We start from the raw sequence: 22,489 nt of genomic DNA, 5'->3' as shown, positions 1-22,489 counted from the left end.
TAAAGCCGCTCAAAATCCAGAGCAACCCGCTTCGCCAATATAATTCATAGTGATGATGCAGATCGCTCACTATTCCTTGGTTACATCCAAACGAATAATCATTCATAAAATCCGAAATTCTAGTCATACCCTGGGTGATTAATTTTGCTAATAACCCCCCCTGTTTAATTCAAATATCCCCACTGATTAAAAACAGTGCGTTGATGTGGGTATTACCCCTCATTCAGCATATTATGCTGCAACCAGACATGATTCCAGCATGGTGCAGCGATTTGCTCGCTGCACTATAGTGAGACAGCTCACACTTCTTTACACGACGCCCCCCCATCCATAGGGGTAAAATATGACAATATTTCATTATTTATCATCACCTTAACAATGAAAACTCATAAAAAGGCATAAGAAAGATCGGTATTTGACCTCTGTACGCTTTCCCGATAAGTTGGGAATCCGCTGGAAGCTTTGCTTACGGGCCAGTGTCTCGGCATACATATGCAGTTAGACGACTCCCTCGTGATACCGGATATCTCCATTTAATGAGACCAGGAATCTAGAGAGTTTTTCATTCACGGACGATGCGCTTATGTCTCAGGATGGAATGCTCGGAGTCATGGTGTCCGCGTTTTAGCGGCAAAGAAAATTGATACAGACCCTGAGGTGACCGCTCAGCTGCGTTCTGTGCCTGAACAATATAGGTAATGTACAAAAGAAGTTAAGGAGGCCCTCGATGTCTGACTCAAAACCTTATCCCTATGGCTTGTATGATCCAACAAAAGAGAGTGATAGCTGTGGCGTGGGTTTCATTACACGTAAGGACGGCGAGCAAACTCATGAGGTCCTCCAGATGGCACACAGTGCCCTGTGTACCGTTCCTCATCGCGGCGGTATGTCCGCTGAAGGCGTGGGCGACGGCGCGGGCGTCAACGTCGACATCTCTCTGCATTTCTTCCGCAAAATTACCGGTCAACAGCTTGAATCGGGTCGTTTTGGCGTAGGCAATTTCTTTGTACCGAAAGACAGTGCGCTGCGCGCAAATGCCGAGCGTCTGGTTGAGGAAACCCTTGCGGCTTACGGCCTGTCGGTGATTTTAAAACGTGATATGCCGCTGGACACTGACGTACTGCGTCCGGCAGCCATTGTCTCACAGCTGCCTATCGCACAGTGGATCTTCACTATTCCTCAGGATATCGATAATCAAAACGATTTCGAAAAACGCATCTATCGTGCCCTGCTGGATATCGAAGCCCGCGCCTTTACTGAAAGTGAGTTTGGCGGCCTCTACCCGCTGTCACTCTCCTCGCGCACCCAGGTATTTAAAGCGCGCCTGAATTCCAATGAAGTGATCCCTTACTTCAAAGATCTGACCGATCCCGATCATCGCGTTCGCGGTCTGTTCTTCCATACCCGTTTTTCAACCAACACCGATCCGCATACGACGATGGCGCAGCCGTTCCGTTTGATGGCGCACAACGGTGAGCTGAATACCGACCGTAAAAACCGCATTGCGGAATCCGCGCTGGCTTCGGCTCGCGGCAAGAAAATCGTGCGTCCTAAAGGGCAGTCGGACAGCTCGCGTCTGGACCAGAGCATCCACAGCCGCCTGATGGAAGATAACCTCGACCTGATTAACGCCGTAGTTTCCATGATGCCACCGGCCTGGGAAAACGATGATTCTCTTTCCGATAACGTTCGCGCCATGCTCGAATACTTCTCCCTTTATGAAGAGAAGAATGACGGCCCGGCAGCACTGATCTTTGGTAACGGTGAAATCATCGGTGCCCGCCTTGACCGTCTGGGCCTGCGTCCGCTGCGCTCAGTGGAAACCGCGGAATACATCGGTGCAATGTCCGAAGCTGGCCAGATCGCCTTCCCACCGGAAAGCGTGCTGCGCCGCGGCCGTATCGAAGCGGGCGGAATGCTGTACTACGATCACAGCGAAAAACGCAGCTACACCACCGTAGAAGCGCTGGAAAAACTCGCTGCGGAGAAAGACTACCCGGCGCTGGTTGCCCAGGCTCGTATTACTCTGCAAGAACTGCCGGTGATCCCGGCAGAAAAACAGGGCTCCCCGCTGCGTTACAGCGGCGACCTGAAAACCTATCAGCGATTTGTGGCTTACTATTACAACCAGGAAAGCTTCAAATTCATGATGGACCCGATGCTGAGCACCGGGGCAGAAAAAATTTCAGCCATGGGTTATGGCAACGCGATCAACGCCTTATCCGATCATGAAGGCGGTATGGCGCACTACTTCTCCCAGCGCTTCGCGCAGGTGACGAACCCACCGTTAGACTCCATTCGTGAAGTTGACGGCATGACGCTGCGCGTGGCGCTGGGCGCTAAGCCGCATCTGGGCCGCAGTAAAGGTCGCCAGATCATCGTGCCAACGCCGATCCTGACCCACCTGGATATGCTACAGCTGCGCGAGCAGGATGTGGCACCGTATGCCCGTTTTGAGATGCTCTATGCACCGGTGCTGGGTAGCGATGCAGAAAGCCGCCAGAAAAATGCCGATGCGCTGGAGCAGGCGATTGACGATCTTGCTCAGCAGGTGGTTGATTTTGCCCGTGAACAGGGCGGAATCGCAGTACTGACCGACCGCCACATCTCCTCGACTCAAGCCGCGATACCGATGCTGCTGGTGGTGTCCGCCATCAACCAGCGCCTCGTTCAGGAAGGTCTGCGTCTTGATGTTTCGCTGGTGGTTGAAAGCGGTCAGAGTATTTCTTCGCACCACATTGCCGCTGCGCTGGGCTTTGGTGCCTCAGCAATCTATCCGCTGGGCGTGCAGATGCGTGCCGAAGAGAAATATGGTGAAGGCGAAGAAGGCAATAAAGCCTTTAAGCGCTATGCCAAGGCCGCAGAAAAAGCGCTGATGAAAACCATGGGCAAAGTGGGCCTGTGTACCGTCGAAAGCTACAGCTGCGGTGAATTCTTCGAGCCAAACTTCCTCGATACGGAAGATCGCGTGCTGAAGAAATATTTCCCGAACATTAAAACCCCGGTGGGTGGCGCAGGCTTTGCCTCTATCGCGCAAATGGCGGTGGACTGGCATCAGAGCGCCCTGAAAATTCAGGGAGAAGCTGAAGTTCCGCTGCTGGGCCTGTTTAAAGAACGTGCAGAAGGTGCCGGTCACTCTTACGGAACCATCGCCGTACGTACCTTTATCGACATGACCGAGCAGCCTATCCGCTTCGCAGATAAGCAGCGTGAAGAAGATCAGTTTATTCGCCTGCTGACGCTGGCCAAACTGGACAACGCTTTCAATATCAAAGCGAAGTCCTTTGCTGACAGCAGCTTTGAGCGCATCCCTGATGACGTCATTAACGCCTTTACTATCACGCCGGATTACCGTCAGTTCTCCAGCCTGATGCACGAAGAGCGCAAACGTCGCCCGGCCGCGCTGCGCGATATCCTCGCCTTCCCGTGCGATCTGACCCACGTTGACAGCCTGGCTGAATTCAGCCGTAAGCTGGGACGTTATTCGCTGGTCAACAACAGCTTCGCCGTGCGCGGGCTGACCTGTGAAGCCGGAAGCGCAGGCCAGTTTACCCTGCGACTGACCGATGCGATTGAAGGCCTGAAGCCGGAACATGAGCGTCTGCTGGTGCTGGCAACTGCGCTGAAAAACCGCTTCCTGGATGAAATTGAGCACACTGAAATTACCGCTGACGGCCTGCAGATCACCGCACAGGGCAAAGCGGCTGACTATCTGTCACGTATTTTCGCCACTCAGCCTTCCCTGCCGCTGAGCGAAGTACAGCCGGCCTGCGAGATCACCCGCACGTTCGCCTCCGGTGCGATGAGCCACGGTGCGCTGGTTGCTCCGGCTCACGAAGCGGTGGCCCACGGCACCAACATGGTTGGCGGCATGAGCAACTGCGGTGAAGGCGGCGAGCACTATTCGCGCCACGGCACCATCCGTGCCTCTCGCATTAAACAGCTGGCATCCGGTCGTTTTGGCGTCTGGGCGGCTTATCTGGCCGATCCGATGCTGGAAGAGCTGGAAATCAAAATCGGTCAGGGTGCAAAACCGGGTGAAGGCGGTCAGCTGCCTGCGCCGAAAGTGACGGTTGAGATCGCCGCTGCTCGTGGCGGTACGCCGGGCGTGGAGCTGGTATCCCCTCCTCCGCACCACGATACCTACTCCATCGAGGATCTGGCACAGCTGATCCACGACTGTAAGGCCGCACGCGTTCGCGTCATCGTTAAGCTGGTATCTTCTGAAGGGATCGGCACTATCGCCGTCGGCGTGGCGAAAGCCGGTGCCGATGTGATCAACGTGGCGGGTAACACGGGCGGAACCGGTGCAGCATCGGTGACCAGTCTGAAATACACCGGTCGCGTTGCCGAAATCGGTATTGCCGAAGTGCACCAGGCGCTCTGCGCCAACGGCCTGCGTGAAAAAGTACTGCTGCGCTGCTCCGGCGCACAGCAGACCGGCAGCGACGTGGTGAAATCGGCCCTACTCGGCGGCGACAGCTTCGAATTTGGTACTACTGCGCTGATGATGCTGAAGTGTGTGATGGCGAAAAACTGTAACGTGAAGTGCCCGGCCGGTCTGACCACCAATGCCGAAGCCTTTGATGGCGATCCGCGCCAGCTGGCACAGTATTTCATCAACGTTGCGCATGAAGTACGTGAGATGCTGTCTCGCCTGGGATTACGCTCTCTGCGCGAAGCGCGCGGGCGCTCTGACCTGCTGCACCTGATGGATCACCCGCTTGAAGTCGGCAAACTCGATTTGCGTGCCATGCTCACCGTGGTACCGGAAGTGAAGATCGCCAAGCCGGTTTATCTGGAAAAAGACTTCGCCCTCGATAACGACTGGGTGGAACTGCTGAACGATGCACTGGTGGTTCAGGGAAGCACTGATATCCGTCTGGGCAACGGCATCACGCTGAACAACCGTAACAAGAGCGTCGGCGGCCAGCTGGCCATCGATATCGAGCGTATGCTGAACCACACGCTGAACGCTGAACAGCTGGCAGATATCCCGGCTGCGCTGCTCGACGATCGCGGCCGCCGCTACCTGGCGCCGGGCACGGTGAACATCTTCACCTCTGGATCTGCCGGTCAGTCTTATGGCGTATTCTGTAACGACGGGATGCAGATGACGCATTCCGGCACCTGTAACGACGGTGTGGGTAAAGGCCAGTGCGGCGGCGAGATTATCGTTGTTTCACCTGGCGGCGGCTCTGAAGATGCTGAAGGCAACGTGCTGATCGGTAACTTCGCGCTGTTCGGTGCCACCGGTGGCCGTCTGTTCGTTCAGGGCCAGGCCGGTGACCGCTTCGCGGTACGTAACTCCGGTGCGACCGCCGTTGTGGAAGGCGTCGGTGATTTCTGCTGCGAATATATGACCAACGGTGCCGTTCTGAACCTCGGTACGTTCGGTAAAGGTTTCGGTAACGGGATGAGCGGCGGCTTTGCCTACCAGTACGATCCGTACGGATCGCTCGCCAGCCATGCTGCCGGTGATTCCGTGCTGTTCGGCTCTATCGCCGAAGACAATGAAATGGCCCGCGTACACAAACAGGCGGTGTTCACCATGCTGACCTGGCATCTGGAGGCAACGAACTCACCTCGCGCCGCCTGGCTGCTGGACCACTGGGAAACCGAGTGCCAGAACTTTGTCTACGTGATGCCGCGCTCCCTGCTGCTGTATCAGGACAGCGCTGAGATCCTGAAAGCGAAAACCCGTAAGGATCTGCTGGAAGAGCTGTCTACCGCTCTGGCCGGCCATCAGGTAGCGAAATTCAAAGCTGCATGGCGTGAAGGTAAGCCGATCGCTAACGGTGCAGTACCGGCCTACGGTGCCACCGATACGCCGGAAATGCTGGTGTTGTTGAATAACTACACCGTACTGAGTTCTGCCCAGCAGTTAGCACTCTCCCGCCTGCCGAAAGGCACTGCGGTAGATGATGCCGCCGTTGAAAAAGCGGTACGTAACCTGCTGATGACAGAAGACTTTTCCCTGATCTCTAAGCTGCAGCGTCACGCTCGCGCAGCAATTGAGAACTACAACGACGAAGAGCTGTCCTGCCTGATCGCTGCCAAACGTATGGCGGACTACAAGGCAGCGCTGACTCAGCGTAACATCCGCTCAATGGATAGTCTGGCGACCTACGGCTGGATCATCTATCAGGATGCCAGCAACCGTCAGGTGCTGGGTGGATTGCCTGACTTTGAGGAACTGTTTGCCCGCGCCGCGCTGCCGGAGTTAGCCGCTGCGGTAGGCAAACTGGCCTGATAACAGCCTGAATCAACCGCGTTAACCGGCGCGATATCCCACGGGATGCCGCGCCGGAATGCAGGTTACTGAACATGACGAAACGGGATTGAGTATAGAAAACCCATGAAAATTCCTTATATTCCTGAAGATGCACCATTTAATGGTGAGCAGAAATTCTGGCTGGCAGGCTTCCTCGCCGGGTTACATTCACGTCTGCTGGTGCTGGAAGACAAACCGCAGGCGGGAGCAAGCGCGGGCGCGGCAACCACCACCCAGCTGCATATCCTGTTTGGTTCACAGACCGGTAACGCTGAGGCGTTAGCGCAGAGCGCCGCGAAAGCCGCACGTGCCAAAGGTCTGGTACCGGTAGTTCAGGGGCTGGGTGAAGTCGATATCGATGTATTCGCCACCATGCGCCACGTGCTGATTATCACCTCTACCTACGGTGAAGGTGAAATGCCGGATAACGCCGAGCTGTTCTGGCAGGCGCTTTCCGCCAGCACCGCACCGCGTCTGGAGCAGATGCACTTTGCTATCCTCGCCATCGGTGACACCGGCTACGACGGTTTCTGCCAGGCGGGTAAATTCTTCGATATGCGTCTTGAGCAGTTGGGTGCGAAGCGCGTATTCGACCGCATTGACTGTGACATTGATTACGAAGAACCTGCCGGTGAGTGGATTGCTAACTCAATGCCGCAGTTCGCCGCCAGTGCGGGCAGCACCGGCGCAGCGCTGGAGAACCTGCCGGAAGCGCCGGTGATCCCAGGCAGCAACAAAAACAACCCGTATGCCGCCGCCCTGGTGACCAACAAGCGCCTGTCCGGCGAAGCGTCCGGTAAAGACATTCGCCACTTTGAATTCGATCTGACCGACAGCGGTCTGAAATATGAAGCTGGCGATGCGCTCGGGGTGATCCCGGTCAACGATCCGGTCCTGGTCGATCTGCTGCTGACGCAGCTCAAATCCGATTATCAGAGCCCGGTTCCTGGCTTTGACCGCAGCCTGGGCGATCTGCTGACCTATCAGTTCGAAATCTCCGAGCCTTCACGCAAGCTGATCGAATGGGTAGGCCAGAACACCACTAACCAGGAGCTGCGTCACGTGCTTCAGCACGACGATAAAGATGCGCTTGGCGTCTGGTTGTGGGGTAAAGACACCCTGGATCTGCTGCAGCTGGATCTGACCCGCACGTTGACTACCGCTGAGTTTGTTACGCTGCTGCGTCCGTTGCAGCACCGCGCTTACTCCATCTCGTCCAGCTCGAAGGCGCACCCAAATCAGGTACACCTGACTATTGCTTCCGTGCGCTATCACAGCGCGGGACGTGCGCGTAACGGCGTTTGCTCAACCTATCTGGCAGAACGCGTTGGTCGCGGCGGCAAGCCGGCAATCTTTATTTCGCCTAACAAAGCTTTCCGCGTACCGTCAAACGGTAACGCACCGCTGATCATGATCGGCCCGGGCACCGGTATTGCACCGTTCCGCGCCTTCCTTCAGGAGCGTCAGGCAACCGGCGCCAGCGGTAAAAACTGGCTGTTCTTCGGCGATCAGCACCAGGAACACGACTTTATTTACCAGGATGAGCTTAACGGCTGGCAGGAAAGCGGTCTGCTGACTCATCTGGATCTGGCCTTCTCACGCGATCAGTCGAAAAAGATTTACGTGCAGAACCGTATGCTGGAACAGGGCGCTGAACTGTTTGCGTGGCTGCAGGAAGGGGCTTACTTCTACGTGTGCGGCGATGCATCACGCATGGCGAAAGACGTGGATAAAGCACTGTATGAAATCGTTTCTCAGTTTGGCGGTATGTCTGCCGAACGCGCAGCTGACTACATCGATCAGTTGAAGAAAGAGAAACGCTACCTGCGCGACGTATATTAATCATCCTTTGGATGCGGCCAGCCCGCATCCATTGACGATATGCAGTTAAAAAAAACGGGCCAATTGGCCCGTTTTTCTATGCTGCTTATTAATGGCTTACTTCACAACGCGTAATGCCGGGCGGCCACCGCGCGGCGGCGGCTCATCGTCTGGCGTGTGATCGTCATTTTCATCATCCGGACGATCGCCATCGATCACCGACATCAGGGTTTCCGGTGCTTCATCCTGTTCGGTTGAAGCATCAAACTCCCCGGCACCGTCGTAGGCTGGCTCCGGTTCGAACATTGTACCGGCGCCGTTTTCCCTGGCGTAGATCGCCAGCACCGCTGCCAGCGGCACGTTCACCTGACGCGGAACGCCACCAAAGCGAGCATTGAAACGAACTTCATCATTGCCCAGCTCCAGATTCCCCACGGCACGCGGCGCGATATTCAGTACGATCTGACCATCCCGCGCATATTCCAGAGGGACCATCACACCCGGCAAATTGATATCGACGACCAGATGCGGGGTGAGCTGGTTCTCAAGCAACCACTCATAGAAAGCGCGCAACAGATAAGGACGACGTGCGGTAAGTTGCGACATTTCCATCGTAATCAGCCCCGCGTTTGCAGGCGCATTTCACGCTCGGCTTCGGTCAGGGAAGCAAGGAATGAATCACGCTCAAAGACGCGAGTCATATAGCCCTTCAGCTCTTTCGAACCGGCACCGTTCAGATCAATACCCAGCTGCGGCAGACGCCACAGCAGCGGAGCCAGATAGCAGTCAACCAGGCTGAATTCTTCGCTCATAAAGAACGGCGTGCGAGAGAACAGTGGGGCAATCGCCAGCAGCTCTTCACGCAGCTGTTTGCGAGCCGCTTCGGCTTCCTGCGCCGTGCCGTTCTCAACTTTACGCATCAGGCTGTACCAGTCTTGCTCAACGCGGTGCATCATCAGACGACTTTCACCACGTGCGACCGGATACACCGGCATCAATGGAGGATGCGGGAAACGCTCATCCAGATACTCCATGATGATACGAGATTCATACAGCGTCAGCTCACGATCAACGAGTGTCGGCACGGTACGGTACGGGTTGAGGTCGATCAGATCCTGGGGCAGATTATCCGTTTCAACCTGCTCGATCTCGACGCTTACACCTTTCTCAGCCAGTACGATACGAACCTGATGGCTAAAAATGTCAGTCGGACCAGAAAACAGCGTCATTACCGAACGTTTGTTGGCAGCGACAGCCATGTAAACCTCCAAGTTTATCCAGAAAATTACTGCGAATAGCCATCCACGCGGCGACTCGTTATTGCCATTAGCCCGATGATTGGCCACTCCAGCCGTAAGCGGGAGCTGCACGTCATTGTTGACTGGCCAATGGGCACAAAGTGACACATAGTCTACCAGATTTTAGTCAGCTTGTGCGGAGACGAATGCCGATTTACGAGGGAAAAGTGATAAAGCAAGATAACTTTCGCGCTTTTTGCACCAGCAGAAAATAAAAAACCCGGCGCTGAGCACCGGGTTTTCGATAACTGACTCTGCCGAAGCAGAATAAATTAACGTTTGGAGAACTGTGGACGACGACGTGCTTTACGCAGGCCGACTTTCTTACGTTCAACCTGACGAGCATCACGAGTAACGAAGCCTGCTTTACGCAGTTCGCCACGCAGAGACTCATCGAACTCCATCAGAGCGCGGGTGATACCGTGACGGATCGCACCAGCCTGACCAGAGATACCACCACCTTTAACGGTGATGTACAGATCGAATTTACCAACCATGTCCAGCAGTTCCAGCGGCTGACGAACTACCATGCGGGCAGTTTCACGACCGAAGTACTGTTCCAGAGAACGCTGGTTGATTACGATGTTACCACTGCCCGGCTTGATAAATACGCGAGCGGTAGAGCTTTTGCGGCGACCAGTGCCGTAGTTTTGATTCTCAGCCATTGCCTGTAATCCCGATTAAATGTCAAGAACTTGCGGTTGCTGTGCCGCATGGTTGTGCTCGTTGCCCGCGTAAACTTTCAGTTTACGGTACATAGCACGACCCAGCGGGCCCTTTGGCAGCATGCCTTTAACCGCGATTTCAATCACACGCTCAGGACGGCGAGCAATCATCTCTTCGAAGGTCGCTTGCTTGATACCACCGATGTGGCCGGTGTGATGGTAATACACTTTATCGGTACGCTTGTTACCAGTTACGGCAACTTTCTCAGCGTTCAGAACGATAATGTAATCACCAGTATCTACGTGCGGAGTGTATTCCGCTTTGTGCTTACCGCGCAGACGACGAGCAAGTTCAGTCGCTAAACGACCTAAAGTTTTGCCTGTTGCGTCAACAACATACCAGTCACGTTGGACGGTTTCTGGTTTAGCTGTAAAAGTTTTCATCTAAAAGCTTACCCAAATTAAGTTACACGTTGGTGAAATCCCAAACGCTTGAATAAACGGTTGGAGCTCACACGACCATCTTGACCAGTAAGCCCACCCCTTCGGATAGAGTTACTGGAACACAAAGAGTTTTGGGAAAAAAACCTTTGTTGTAACGTGGGGTCGCAAGATTATAGAGAAGTCGCCCATAAAAATCGAACACTTTCTACGATAAAATTGCCGTTCCGCCACGCCCTTTTTTACTCAGGGCAGATGCTGCAGGCGCAGGTATTCTTCACTCTGCATTTCCTGCAAGCGGGAAACACAGCGCTGATACTCAAACTTCAGCCGCGTGCCCTGATAAATTTCATACAGTGATGTTTCCGCCGAAACCACCAGCTTCACGTGACGCTCGTAAAACTCATCCACCAGCGCCAGAAAACGCCGGGCCTGATCTTCGGTTTTGTAAATCATCACCGGCACATCATACAGCAATACGCTGTGAAAACGGCGAGATAGCTCAATATAGTCGTGCTGGCTTCGCCCTTCACCACACAGGGTGAGGAAACTCATTGCGAGTACGCCTTCCGCCATGCCGAGCGTAGGGAGCTGCCGATGGTTGATTTCCAACGGTGCATGCGCTTCACGGGGTTTACCGGCCAGCGCGACAAACATCCGTTCCATCTCTTTTGAAGTGGAGGCGTCCAGCGGCGTCATCCATAAATGGGCAGAAGTCAGCGTGCGCAGGCGATAATCAATCCCGGCATCAACGTTCATAATGTCGCAATGCTGCTTAATCATTTCGATTGCTGGCAAAAAACGTGCGCGTTGCAAACCGTTACGATAGAGATCGTCCGGGGGAATGTTAGACGTTGCAACCAGGGTAATGCCACGGCTGAACAGCGCTTCCATCAGCGTGCCCAGTAACATTGCATCAGTGATATCGGAGACAAAAAATTCATCAAAACACAGTAGATCCGTCTCTGCCTTGAAGCGGTCGGCGACGGTTTGCAGCGGGTCGCTTTTCCCCTGCAGCTCGGTCAGCTCTTCATGCACGCGCAGCATAAAACGATGAAAATGCAGACGCTGTTTGCGCTCACCAGGAATTGCCTGAAAAAACATGTCCATCAGCCAGGTCTTTCCACGCCCAACGCCACCCCACATATACAGGCCACGCGCCGGGGGCTGAGGGTCGGTTTTCCCTTTGCCTAACAGCTTATTTAATTTACCAAACAACCCACCGCTGCTCGCGGCGGGAGCGGGACGAGAACCGCTTAACGCCTGCCATATGCCGTCAAGCTGGGTGATTGCTGCGCGCTGTACTTCATCAGGCTGATACTCGCCGTTTTCCAGCGCCTGCTCATAGAGCGCCAGAGGGGACATCTTTTGCATAATTTAGTCACATTCCCTGAAAAAATGGCCGTGCCGGGGGGTTGATCGTCGAAAAAAAAGTCGTTCTACACTAAGCGAAGCGGCCACAGGATTCCACTTCCATAACATTAGCGGTTATAGTGGCTAGTAGTGAATGGAAAGACCCTACGGAACAACGAAGACAAAACGGGAGTTATTATGACCTGGGAATACGCGCTCATTGGGTTAGTTGTTGGGATTATTATCGGCGCGGTTGCAATGCGTTTTGGCAACAAGAAACTGCGTGAGCAGCGCTCGTTGCAGTATGAACTGGAAAAAAGCAAAGCTGAGCTGGCGGAATACCGTGAAGAGCTGACCAACCATTTTGCCCACAGCGCTGAGCTGCTGGACAATATGGCCCGCGATTATCGCCAGCTGTACCAACATATGGCAAAAGGGTCTAATGACCTGTTACCGAACCTGCCGGGAGAGAAAAATCCCTTTGCTTATCAGCTAACTGAGTCAGAAGCCGATAACGACCAGGCCCCGGTACAGATGCCGCGGGACTACCCGGACAGCGCTTCCGGCCTGCTGCGTGGTGAACGCCCCGCAGGAAAATAAGCCATTCTTATGGGGTGCCTGGCACCCCGTTTCGTTGCAAGTATCGCTGTCAGTCACATCTCAGAGCCTGCATGTGCAGGGTATTCATATCACTTCTCCGGTAGCGTGAGCGTCGTAACGATGAAAAAAACGTCATTTCTGTTAAGCGCATTAGCACTCAGTCTCGGCCTTAATCTGGCTATGATGACTCCTTCGGCCCAGGCTTCTCTCCCTTCGCAAGTTGAAGGGCAACCGTTGCCCAGCCTGGCCCCTATGCTGGAAAAAGTGTTACCAGCCGTGGTCAGTGTCTACGTGGAAGGCACACAGAAGCAGGAACAGCAGATCCCAGAACAGTTGAAACGTTTTCTGGGCCAGGACGGCGAACAGGATGACGGACCAAAGCAGCCTTTTGAAGGCCTGGCCTCCGGTGTCATCATCGATGCGGCGAAAGGCTATGTGCTGACCAACTACCATGTGGTGAACGGCGCAGACAAAATTAAAGTCCAGCTCAGCGACGGGCGTGAATTTGACGCCAAACTGATTGGTGACGATGAGCAAACTGACGTGGCGCTTATTCAACTGAACGGTGCCACGAAGCTGACCCAGGTCAGCATTGCCGACTCGGACCAGCTAAAAGTCGGTGACTTTACCGTCGCCATCGGGAATCCGTTTGGCCTGGGTCAGACGGCAACCTCCGGTATTGTCTCAGCCCTGGGGCGCAGCGGCCTGAATCTGGAAGGTCTGGAAAACTTTATCCAGACCGATGCGGCGATTAACCGCGGTAATTCCGGCGGCGCGCTGGTTAACCTGAACGGTGAGCTGATTGGCCTGAATACCGCAATTCTCTCCTCCGCGGGCGGCAACATCGGCATCGGTTTCGCGATTCCGAGCAATATGGCGATGGATCTGGCCCAGCAGCTGATTAAATTTGGCGAAGTAAAACGTGGACAGCTCGGCATTAAAGGCACGGAAATGACCGCCGATATGGCCAAAGCCTTTAACGTTGACGTCCAGCGTGGGGCCTTCGTCAACGAAGTGCTGGCAGGTTCGGCAGCGGCAAAAGCGGGCATCAAAGCCGGTGACATTATCATCAGCGTGGACGGCAAACCGGTTAATAACTTTGCCGAGCTGCGGGTAAAAATCGGCACCACCGCACCGGGACAGGAGGTAAAAGTTGGCCTGCTGCACGAAGGAAAACCGGCGACTGTCAGCGTCAAGTTGGATAACAGCAGCCAGAGCACCGTGAGTGCAGAACAGCTGGCTCCGGCCCTTCAGGGCTCAACACTCAGCGACGGAGCGGCTGCCGATGGCACCAAAGGTATCAAAGTGGATAATGTTGAGAAAGGCACTCCTGCGGCGCTCGCGGGCCTGCAGAAAGATGATGTCATTGTCGGCCTGAATCGCACCCCGGTTCAGAATCTGGCTGAACTGCGCAAGCTGCTGGAGGGCAAACCTCCGCTACTGGCGCTGAATATTATTCGCGGTAGCGACAGCATCTATTTACTGCTTCAGTAGTCCCCTTCGCGGGCACAGGCTACTGTGCCCGCGCAACTCATGTTATCCTGCATTTAGTTCATTCATTCACCGCTTAAAACCATGTTTCTTAAACTTTTACGTTCCGTGATATTCGGCCTGATTGTGGCGGGTATTCTTCTGGTAGCCGTTCCGGGCCTTAAGTTCGGCGGCGATCTGCTGTCCCAGCCTGGCAACAACGCCGATCAGGAACCGGTCAGCTACAACGATGCCGTGCGGCGTGCGGCACCGGCGGTGGTTTACGTTTATAACCGCAGCGCCAGCAACTCTTCTGATGTCCTGGGTTCCGGCGTCATCATGGACCCTCGCGGCTATATTTTGACGAACAAGCACGTCATCAACGATGCCAACCAGATTATCGTGCGCCTGCAGGATGGCCGTTACTTTGAAGCAATGCTGGTGGGGTCAGATTCGCTGACAGATCTTGCCGTACTGAAAATTACCGCATCGAATCTGCCGGTCATCCCGATCAACCCGAAACGCGTGGCGCATATCGGCGATCTGGTGATGGCAATTGGTAATCCTTATAACATCGGTCAGACGGTCACTCAGGGCATTATTGGTGCAACCGGCCGCGTGGGGCTGAGCCCATCACGCCATCAGGACTTCCTGCAAACGGACGCCTCGATTAACCGCGGTAACTCCGGCGGCGCGCTAATTAACTCGCTGGGCGAACTGATGGGGATTAACACGCTTTCATTCGATAAGAGCAGCGATGGCGAAACGCCGGAAGGGCTGGGTTTTGCTATCCCGACACGGCTGGCCACCAAAATTATGGATAAGCTGATCCGCGACGGACGAGTGATCCGCGGATATATCGGTATCACCGGGGAAGAAATCCCGCGCTTTACCGGCCAGAATACCACGCTGGAGCATCCGCAGGGCATTGTCATCACCGGTATGAACCCTACCGGCCCGGCGCAAACAGCCGGCTTGCAGATCCACGATGTGATTACGCGGGTGAATAATGTTCCCGCCGTTTCCGCAATGGAAACCATGGATCAGGTCGCGGAGATCCGTCCTGGGACAGTCATAGAGGTTGAGATCCTGCGTAACGATAAGAAGATGACGCTACCGGTCACGGTACTGGAATACCCGGAAGAGAACAAAAGTCAGTAGGGAAAAGTGGCTGTATCGCCCCGTCTGGAGACGGGGCGAAATGCGGACTTACTTAATAAAATCTTCGCCCAAAGCGATATCTTTTTTCAGCGTGTCCAGCATCTGATCAAGCGACTGCTGCTCAAACGCGCTCAGTTTACCAATCGGACGGCGTTCAACAATACCGTTTTTGCCCAACAGCAGCGGCTGTGAGAAGAAACGGGCGTATTCGCCGCTGCCTTCAACATAGGCACATTCGACAACATTGCTTTCCCCTTTCAGGGCGCGAACCAGCGACAGTCCGAAACGCGCCGCAGCCTGGCCCATTGAGAGCGTCGCCGACCCGCCACCCGCCTTCGCTTCAACAACCTCAGTACCGGCATTTTGAATGCGTTTAGTCAGATCCGCCGCCTCCTGCTCGGTAAAGCTGACGCCTTCAATCTGCGACAACAGAGGCAGGATGGTAACACCAGAGTGACCGCCCACTACCGGAACGTTCAGATCCTGCGGCTGTTTGCCTTTCAGCGCAGCCACAAAGGTGTTGGCGCGAATAATATCCAGCGTGGTCACGCCGAACAGTTTGTTTTTGTCATACACACCGGCTTTTTTCAGTACTTCAGCCGCAATGGCGACTGTGGTATTAACCGGGTTAGTAATGATGCCAATCAGCGCTTTCGGCGCGGTCGCAGCAACCTGTTCAATCAGGTTGCGTACAATGCCGGCATTGACGTTAAACAGGTCGGAACGGTCCATACCCGGTTTACGCGCTACGCCAGCGGAAATCAGAACCACATCAGCGCCCTGCAAAGCCGGGGTCGCATCTTCACCACTGAAGCCTTCAATTTTGACTGCTGTAGGGATATGGCTAAGGTCTACCGCAACACCCGGAGTGACGGGGGCGATATCATAGAGAGAGAGTTCTGAACCAGCCGGAAGCTGGGTTTTCAGTAGGAGGGCCAGAGCCTGACCGATACCACCCGCTGCACCGAGAACTGCAACTTTCATCCTAAACTCCTTATTATTTTGAGCATGTTATGCCGGGAAATCCATCTGCTTACGACCTTAGACGACCTGCGGGATAATGACGATAGCGGGTTTACGGTTTTGCGTGCTTAAGCACTAAAAAGCAGCAAATGCTGAAGATATGCCCGCATTGCATCCTGTTATCGCTGGTCGCCAGTCGTTGCAACATGCAGACATCGTGATCCGGCGTACCTTACACCTATAGCACTTATCCGAACAACATCAATTTTATAACAAATTGTTCACTTATTGTGCAAAGTAGTACCGGCCCGTTAGATTTCTTTTCAGTGCCAAAGTTTGTTAGACTTCGGCTCCCTGCCAGGCTTTCACCTCGCACCACAATTCAAGTTTGCATAAAAATTCATTTAATTGCATAATAATGTACTATCCCGCTTGGGGTTCCCCCATTCACTTCCTTTTTATCGGTAACCTATGCGTAACCCATCAAAGCAAGAAGAACTGATTAAGGCGTTCAAGGCCTTACTGAAAGAAGAAAAATTCAGCTCGCAGGGCGAAATCGTCAATGCACTGCAGGAAGAAGGCTTCGAGAATATCAATCAGTCAAAAGTCTCGCGGATGCTGACTAAGTTTGGCGCGGTTCGCACCCGTAATGCGAAAATGGAAATGGTGTACTGCCTGCCGGCTGAACTTGGCGTTCCCACCACCACCAGCCCGCTGAAAAACCTGGTGCTGGATGTCGACTTCAATGATGCCCTGGTGGTGATCCATACCAGTCCGGGAGCCGCTCAGCTGATTGCCCGCCTGCTCGACTCACTGGGAAAAGCCGAAGGTATCCTTGGTACTATCGCCGGGGACGATACCATCTTTATTACCCCTGCCCGCGCCTTTACCGTCAAGCAACTGCATGATGCAATCCTGGTCCTGTTCGAGCAGGAGCTTTAAAGGAAAGAGTTATAAGCAGTCTTGTTATGCCCCATTGCTTAACCTCGTGCTAACACCTGTTACCGGGGCATTTATGAGCTGTCGCAAGGCAGCTCTTACCTCAGTTGTCGAGCCACCGCCCCCGTCTATTAGCACATATCACTGGCTTTTCGCGAGAAAACAGCCTGTCTGGCAAAGCACTATTTATTTCACCTGTGTGATCGCCCGCAAATAACCGCACAAATAGTTAAAGTCATCCAGGTTGATGTTTTTACGTGAATTTAACAAAGCCAGAGCAAAATATAAGCACTTCTTATAACTAGTGGTTATTAAAACCGCACACAGTTGCAATAAATCCCAGAAAAATATTATTAGCCTGCTATTAATATTTTCCGTTATCAGATCTATACTTATTTCCGTGATGAGAATCACAGTAACTAAAAAGATAAAAACAGTTGACGAGGAATAAAATCATGAACGTAAAAACTACCATTGCCGCTCTAAGCGTACTCTCTGCTCTGTCATTCGGTACATTTGCCGCCGAATCTGTTAACGCCACTCAGGCGCAGAATCTCCAGTCAATCGGTGTGGTCAGCGTCAGCGGCGTCGCCGGTTCACCAATGGATATCCGCCAGGCGCTGGATAGCAAAGCGACGGAGAAAGGTGCCAGTGCATACCGCGTTATCGAGAGTTATCAGAACGGTAACTGGCATGCCACCGCCGAGATTTACAAATAATACCGGTTTAAAAAAGTTATTCAGTGTCAAAAAATTAGTACGGTAACCCCAAGAATAATAAATGCTTTTTAGCCCTTTCGGTTACCGAAAAACCTTATCTGGAGTCAATATCATGAAAACTACATTTACTATCGCTGCCTTAGGTCTTGCTTCTGTTCTTTCATTCGGTGCCAGCGCTGCACAACTGGTGACTAACGATCAGGTTGCTCAACAGAATCTGCAATCTGTCGGCACCATCAGCGTTAGCGGCATCGATGCGGCGCCAAGTGATATCCGCCAGCAATTGTCAGATAAAGCTGACCAGCAAGGTGCAACCTCTTATCGCGTGATCGAAGCGCATAATGATGGCAACTACCACGCGACTGCTGAACTGTACAAATAAGTCATCGCACCGGATGCCCGGCATCCGGTGGTGGTATCGACGACCTGGTCATTATGACGTAGCCCGTAGGTTGTTGATTGCAAATGGGAGATAATCTATGAAAATCAAAACAACCATCGCTGCATTGAGTCTTTTGTCAATGATCGGTTTCGGCGCTTCTGCCGCCGAACTGGTCAATAGCCAACAGGCAGAGAACTTGCAATCTGCGGGGACAATTACGCTAAGCGGTGTGGCCGGAGTACCCTCGGATATTCACCAGCAGCTGTCACAGAAAGCAGATATGCAGGGTGCCAGCGCCTATCGCGTGGTAGAAGACCGCAATCAGGACAACTGGCACGTGACCGCTGAGATTTACAAGTAATTCCTCGTCGAGGCTATCCATTAATAGCCGCCTATGACGAACTCTTTGGCCCCGTTCGCCGGGGCCCTTTTTGATAAAGACTATCTGACATTGAAGTGGAGCTGGCCCTCCAGCTCCTCTTCAGCTTCATCAAATAGCAGGATCAGCGCTCCATAGCGCCGCTTCTGCCCACTCCCCAGATTGATAAACTCAATTTCCAGCGGTAGCGGCATCTTCACCGCGATCAGCACATCCCATAAACTGTCGAGATCGGTAATACCGTGTGGCTCCAGAGCGAAGCGCTCGCTGAACTGGCGGTAAAAATGCGCGCGATCGACAATCTCGTTAAAGTCAAAAATCTCTTTTCTCATTAAGGCTGCTCCGCTGAAAAAACTGCCGGACGACGGTGTGCCGCCCGCCGGGTTACAGTCCACCAATATGCAGGCCAGGCATCGACCTTTTACTCCACAGATAAAACGTTTTAGGCCTATGGAAGGTGCCGGATGGCATTCCCAACACGCGGGTTTACATCTCTTTCCGCAGCAAAGTATCCCGGCTGTACAGGCCACTTTTCCTTAAAAAAGGAGATCTTTTTTGGCCGGTCCCGGTTCAATTACGGTTATATGAACAAGTATAGATGGCAAAACCATGCTGTTTTGTGACGGTGTGGCATCGTGATGGGAAAAAGTACGGCGAAGATGCCGGTAGTCTGCACTACCGGCGAAAGGATCAAATCTGGATCAGGGTGTTCTGGTATTTTTTCAGCATTTGGGCAAGCCGGGCAACCGGTTCAGTCACGCTGATCGGTGCCTCATACAGCGCCAGCTTTTGCTGGTAAATATCAAACTCGGACAGCAGACGGGTGAAATAGTGACGCCGCTTCGCATCACTACTCGCCGAAATAACCCGGTCAGCGGTGTGGCGCAGCTGTTTATGGAAGGCAGACAGGTCGTCATTAATCGGAATATCCGCATCGCGCAGCCGTTGATGGCCAATAATCAGCGTCAGCGCCAGGCGGAATTTATCAATATCGCCCGGGAAGATATTCAGCAGCATGAACAGCTGCTGATACAGCGCAGGCAGATGGTTTTCCCGCCGCCTGGCCGTATTGGTGGTCATCGCTGACACCGCCGCATACATAAAGCGATTCAGCAGCGTGCGACCTATACGCGCCTTAGAGCTGTCGCGAATAAGCAGAATCACCAACAGTGCCACAAAACAGCCAATGGCCTGCCCCAGCGCACCGTCAAGGAAAGTACTGACGTGGAAGGTCATCGGGTTATCCAGCGTCAAAATGTTAATTGTGCCAACCAGCGCGCCCAGCGTGCCGATCTGACGCCGCTGAATAAAGATACCGGCCACAAATGCCATCACGCCAAGAGCAATACACAGCAGCAGCATACTTTGCTGCGTCGCGGGCATGATCACCATGTAATACAGCGCACCAAGCGGAACGGCAAAAATCATCCCGTAGAGGAAATCCTTGGCCATCATCAACGGGTTTGGCATACGCATAGCCAGAGCGGTAATGACCGCCAGCATAATCATCGCCCCGCTGCCGGAGGCCCAGCCGGTCCACAGCCAGAATATAGAACCCACGGCCGTGGCAACGAAAGTACGAACACCGTTGATAATAGCGTGCCGGGATTCTGCCGAACGCATTCTGACGACCGGCTCGGCATTCAGCACCTCTTCTTCGATACGGCTGATGCTGCTGTTGGTGTGGATACCCTTCAGCAACAGCAAATAGCGGCTGGCCGCAGCGACCCAGCTGCGAATCGTTGCCGGTGTATTTTTGCTGCCGCTGACGGTGATAATCCGGCGCATGATTTTCATCCGCTTATGGATGTCTGCCGTGCTTTCAACCGGCTTTTCAAACAGCAGCAGAAACTGTGGCGGCACATATTCCGGGCGGGAGTTCTGGATCAGGAACGTTTCACAGGCCTGGGTAATCAGCGTCAGTGAAAGCGTGTTCAGCACCGCCATTCGGCGCTCCACCTTCGGCCAGCCGCCCGATTCCATCATCAACAGCGAACGCATTCCCTTCAGAGCGGTGGTTCGACGAACCAGTCCAGCCCAGGTTTTATCCACTTCATCCTTGTCGGCATGGGCAACGCAAAGCTGCATCAGCCGATACTGCTCCAGCAGAAGTGCATCGGCCTCGCGGTCGATATCCTGCTTGATGGATCGTGGCGAAAACAGCATATCGGCGAGAATGGCGCAAACAATACCAATAATGATTTCGCTACAGCGCTCTACGGCGAACTGCGGCGCAAGCAGCAGCGAACCGCTGGAATCAACGCTGACCACGATAATCAACGCGGTATAACCGGCCAGGCCTAAGGCATAGGAGTTCTCAAGCTTGATCAGCGATGACAGCCACACGCACACGCCGGCCCACAGGCAGCACAGCAGCAGCATCAGCAGCGGCGCGCGGATGGTGGCAATCATGATGGTCAGTGCCGCGATACAGCCGATAAAGGTCCCGACAATACGCAGCATACCGCGGTAGCGCAACGCCCCGGAGAAGGGATCGCCCCCGGCGGCAAAGGCCGTACCGCCGGCAACAATCGCGGCGGTCATCACCGACCAGCGCGGAGTTTCAAGATTGAATTCAAAGCCCACAAACAGCGCCAGAATGATGGCAAAAGTCAGCTTGATGGGAAATCGCAGACGATACCACTGCATCATTTACTCCACCTTAGCCAAACTCGCGCAGGCGATGCATCAGTTTCATCAGCGGGGAGATGTCTTTTTCCTGGCGATCCTGCGCACCGGTGACCACAACGGTCGCCGTGGTGCCTGACGGGAACAGGTTACCCGGCTGCTTGTCCAGGCGAATACGCACAGGCACACGTTGTGCCAGACGTACCCACTCCAGATTCGAATCGACGGTCGCCATGCCTTTGCTGTCAACGGTACTGCTGCTGTTCGTCACCCCGGCGGCCATGCTGTCAACGGTGCCAAGAATGACCTGGTTGCTGCCAAGCGGCGTGATCTCAACACGATAGCCAGGACGAATACCATCCAGCTTAGTCTCTTCCATAAAGGCCAGTACATAGAACGAATTCTGTTTGACCAGCGCCACCGACGTGGAACCCCGGGTAATAAACTCACCGGCATAGACGTTCAGGTTGGTGATCCACCCGGCCGAGGGTGCCTTCACTACGGTACGTTCCAGATCCAGTTTCGCCAGATCGCGCGTGGCGATGGATTTCGCCAGCTGATGCTCCGTGGTCTGGTAATCATTGTTGGCTTGATCGATAGCCTCACGCGACATGGCGGAAACGCCCAGCCGGTTGCGACGAGACGCTTCGCGACGCTTCTCATCCAGAATGGCCTGGTAGTAGGCAACGTCGGCATTAGCCTCGTCCAGCGCTTTTTGATAGCGCGGCTGGTCAATCACGAACAGCACCTGGCCTTTCTCAACCAGCTGGTTATCACGCACACGCACATCGGTTATCAGGCCACTCACATCGGGTGCAATCGCGACCACATCGGCGGTAAACTTTGCATCGCGGGTCCACGGGGATTCGGTGTAAAACACCCAAACGCGGAAAATCAGAACCACCGCGATCGCCACCAAAATCAGGGTGATGGCGAAACGGGAAATTTTTCTTATTAGTGCTTTCACGATGACCTCAGACGAACAAGCGGGATACAAGGTAGAACAGACAGCAGTAAAGCGCGGTGTTAAACAGCGCTGGATGCCAGACCCTGTCATAGAGTCCGGTCGGCATAAGCAGGCGACGAACCAGCCAGAACAGCATCAATGACACGACGATTTCAAAGAAAATGGGCGGAAAAGAAAGCCCGAAAACCACGATAACAGGAAGCACACTCATCTCTTATCCTTGTAAAAACAGTGCCGGAATACGAAGACGCAATAACGATCTCCCACCTGTTTCAGGGCAGTTTAAAGTTCAGGCTGATGATGGCCACGAAGTCGGGCCCGGATCACAACCGATACTCACAGAATAGTAGCTTATAAAGTGAGCTTTAAAATAGGGAGTAGGACTTCAGAACGGTAGTCCGGCACTGCTATAGTAACGCGCTTGACTAT

General features: G+C 53.8%; 19 protein-coding genes. 9 read left to right on the top strand and 10 right to left on the bottom strand.

The window, feature by feature from the left end; all coding sequences use genetic code 11:
• Nucleotides 1-727: 727 nt before the first annotated feature.
• Entirely contained in the window at nucleotides 728-6,253 is a 5,526-nt protein-coding gene (locus OMR58_RS20910; protein WP_264546841.1) for a glutamate synthase-related protein, read from the top strand.
• A 105-nt stretch (nucleotides 6,254-6,358) separates the two neighbouring features.
• Nucleotides 6,359-8,116, top strand: coding sequence for a sulfite reductase subunit alpha (locus OMR58_RS20905; RefSeq protein WP_200561828.1), 1,758 nt, complete (start codon nucleotides 6,359-6,361; stop codon nucleotides 8,114-8,116).
• 96 nt (nucleotides 8,117-8,212) lie between these two features.
• Here the strand turns inward: OMR58_RS20905 and sspB are convergent, their stop codons facing one another.
• From sspB to zapE, 5 genes are all read right to left on the bottom strand, one after another.
• Complete coding sequence (sspB, locus tag OMR58_RS20900) at nucleotides 8,213-8,707, bottom strand: ClpXP protease specificity-enhancing factor (protein ID WP_200546533.1); 495 nt, start codon at nucleotides 8,705-8,707, stop codon at nucleotides 8,213-8,215.
• Between the two features lie 5 nt (nucleotides 8,708-8,712).
• Nucleotides 8,713-9,354 (bottom strand): stringent starvation protein SspA, encoded by a 642-nt coding sequence (gene sspA / locus OMR58_RS20895; protein ID WP_105592909.1) that lies wholly within the window; start codon nucleotides 9,352-9,354, stop codon nucleotides 8,713-8,715.
• Between the two features lie 311 nt (nucleotides 9,355-9,665).
• Nucleotides 9,666-10,058: a 30S ribosomal protein S9 gene (gene rpsI, locus OMR58_RS20890; protein WP_056231096.1), complete on the bottom strand. Its 393-nt coding sequence runs from the start codon at nucleotides 10,056-10,058 to the stop codon at nucleotides 9,666-9,668.
• Between the two features lie 15 nt (nucleotides 10,059-10,073).
• A complete protein-coding gene (rplM, locus tag OMR58_RS20885) occupies nucleotides 10,074-10,502 on the bottom strand; it encodes a 50S ribosomal protein L13 (protein ID WP_105592908.1) in 429 nt (142 codons plus the stop codon).
• A 243-nt stretch (nucleotides 10,503-10,745) separates the two neighbouring features.
• The gene (gene zapE / locus OMR58_RS20880) at nucleotides 10,746-11,873 is read right to left on the bottom strand and encodes a cell division protein ZapE (RefSeq protein WP_264546840.1); all 1,128 of its coding nucleotides are present in this window, start codon (nucleotides 11,871-11,873) and stop codon (nucleotides 10,746-10,748) included.
• A gap of 177 nt (nucleotides 11,874-12,050) precedes the next feature.
• Between zapE and zapG the strand changes: the two genes are divergently transcribed.
• The 3 genes from zapG (at nucleotide 12,051) to degS (ending at nucleotide 15,083) form a co-directional block, all read left to right on the top strand.
• A complete protein-coding gene (gene zapG / locus OMR58_RS20875; RefSeq protein ID WP_105592906.1) occupies nucleotides 12,051-12,452 on the top strand; it encodes a Z-ring associated protein ZapG in 402 nt (133 codons plus the stop codon).
• 120 nt (nucleotides 12,453-12,572) lie between these two features.
• A complete protein-coding gene (gene degQ, locus OMR58_RS20870) occupies nucleotides 12,573-13,946 on the top strand; it encodes a serine endoprotease DegQ (protein ID WP_264546839.1) in 1,374 nt (457 codons plus the stop codon).
• 81 nt (nucleotides 13,947-14,027) lie between these two features.
• Nucleotides 14,028-15,083: an outer membrane-stress sensor serine endopeptidase DegS gene (degS, locus tag OMR58_RS20865; RefSeq protein WP_264546838.1), complete on the top strand. Its 1,056-nt coding sequence runs from the start codon at nucleotides 14,028-14,030 to the stop codon at nucleotides 15,081-15,083.
• A gap of 48 nt (nucleotides 15,084-15,131) precedes the next feature.
• On the opposite strand, the gene mdh is transcribed toward degS, so the two are convergent.
• Nucleotides 15,132-16,067 (bottom strand): malate dehydrogenase, encoded by a 936-nt coding sequence (gene mdh / locus OMR58_RS20860; RefSeq protein ID WP_105592903.1) that lies wholly within the window; start codon nucleotides 16,065-16,067, stop codon nucleotides 15,132-15,134.
• A gap of 450 nt (nucleotides 16,068-16,517) precedes the next feature.
• Here mdh and argR point away from each other — a divergent pair, with 450 nt between their 5' ends.
• The 4 genes from argR (at nucleotide 16,518) to yhcN (OMR58_RS20840) (ending at nucleotide 18,447) form a co-directional block, all read left to right on the top strand.
• A complete protein-coding gene (argR, locus tag OMR58_RS20855) occupies nucleotides 16,518-16,988 on the top strand; it encodes a transcriptional regulator ArgR (RefSeq protein WP_105592902.1) in 471 nt (156 codons plus the stop codon).
• A 452-nt stretch (nucleotides 16,989-17,440) separates the two neighbouring features.
• Nucleotides 17,441-17,704: a peroxide/acid stress response protein YhcN gene (gene yhcN, locus OMR58_RS20850; RefSeq protein ID WP_264546837.1), complete on the top strand. Its 264-nt coding sequence runs from the start codon at nucleotides 17,441-17,443 to the stop codon at nucleotides 17,702-17,704.
• A gap of 112 nt (nucleotides 17,705-17,816) precedes the next feature.
• Nucleotides 17,817-18,086, top strand: a complete 270-nt coding sequence (gene yhcN, locus OMR58_RS20845) for a peroxide/acid stress response protein YhcN (RefSeq protein WP_105592900.1) — start codon at nucleotides 17,817-17,819, stop codon at nucleotides 18,084-18,086.
• 97 nt (nucleotides 18,087-18,183) lie between these two features.
• Nucleotides 18,184-18,447, top strand: a complete 264-nt coding sequence (gene yhcN, locus OMR58_RS20840) for a peroxide/acid stress response protein YhcN (protein ID WP_264546836.1) — start codon at nucleotides 18,184-18,186, stop codon at nucleotides 18,445-18,447.
• 80 nt (nucleotides 18,448-18,527) lie between these two features.
• On the opposite strand, the gene OMR58_RS20835 is transcribed toward yhcN (OMR58_RS20840), so the two are convergent.
• The 4 genes from OMR58_RS20835 to aaeX all read right to left on the bottom strand — a co-directional run bounded on the left by OMR58_RS20835 (nucleotide 18,528) and on the right by aaeX (nucleotide 22,271).
• Nucleotides 18,528-18,797, bottom strand: a complete 270-nt coding sequence (locus tag OMR58_RS20835) for a barstar family protein (protein ID WP_200561814.1) — start codon at nucleotides 18,795-18,797, stop codon at nucleotides 18,528-18,530.
• Between the two features lie 358 nt (nucleotides 18,798-19,155).
• Nucleotides 19,156-21,114 (bottom strand): p-hydroxybenzoic acid efflux pump subunit AaeB, encoded by a 1,959-nt coding sequence (gene aaeB / locus OMR58_RS20830; RefSeq protein ID WP_370569484.1) that lies wholly within the window; start codon nucleotides 21,112-21,114, stop codon nucleotides 19,156-19,158.
• A 13-nt stretch (nucleotides 21,115-21,127) separates the two neighbouring features.
• Nucleotides 21,128-22,060, bottom strand: coding sequence for a p-hydroxybenzoic acid efflux pump subunit AaeA (aaeA, locus tag OMR58_RS20825; RefSeq protein ID WP_200561812.1), 933 nt, complete (start codon nucleotides 22,058-22,060; stop codon nucleotides 21,128-21,130).
• 7 nt (nucleotides 22,061-22,067) lie between these two features.
• Nucleotides 22,068-22,271 carry a p-hydroxybenzoic acid efflux pump operon protein AaeX gene (gene aaeX / locus OMR58_RS20820; protein WP_105592894.1) on the bottom strand — a complete coding sequence of 68 codons (204 nt, stop codon included), beginning with the start codon at nucleotides 22,269-22,271 and terminating at the stop codon, nucleotides 22,068-22,070.
• Nucleotides 22,272-22,489 lie beyond the last annotated feature (218 nt).

Source organism: Erwinia sp. INIA01, from assembly GCF_025947915.1.
Taxonomy (GTDB): domain Bacteria; phylum Pseudomonadota; class Gammaproteobacteria; order Enterobacterales; family Enterobacteriaceae; genus Erwinia; species Erwinia coffeiphila.
This window is presented reverse-complemented; position numbering and strand designations above follow the sequence as displayed.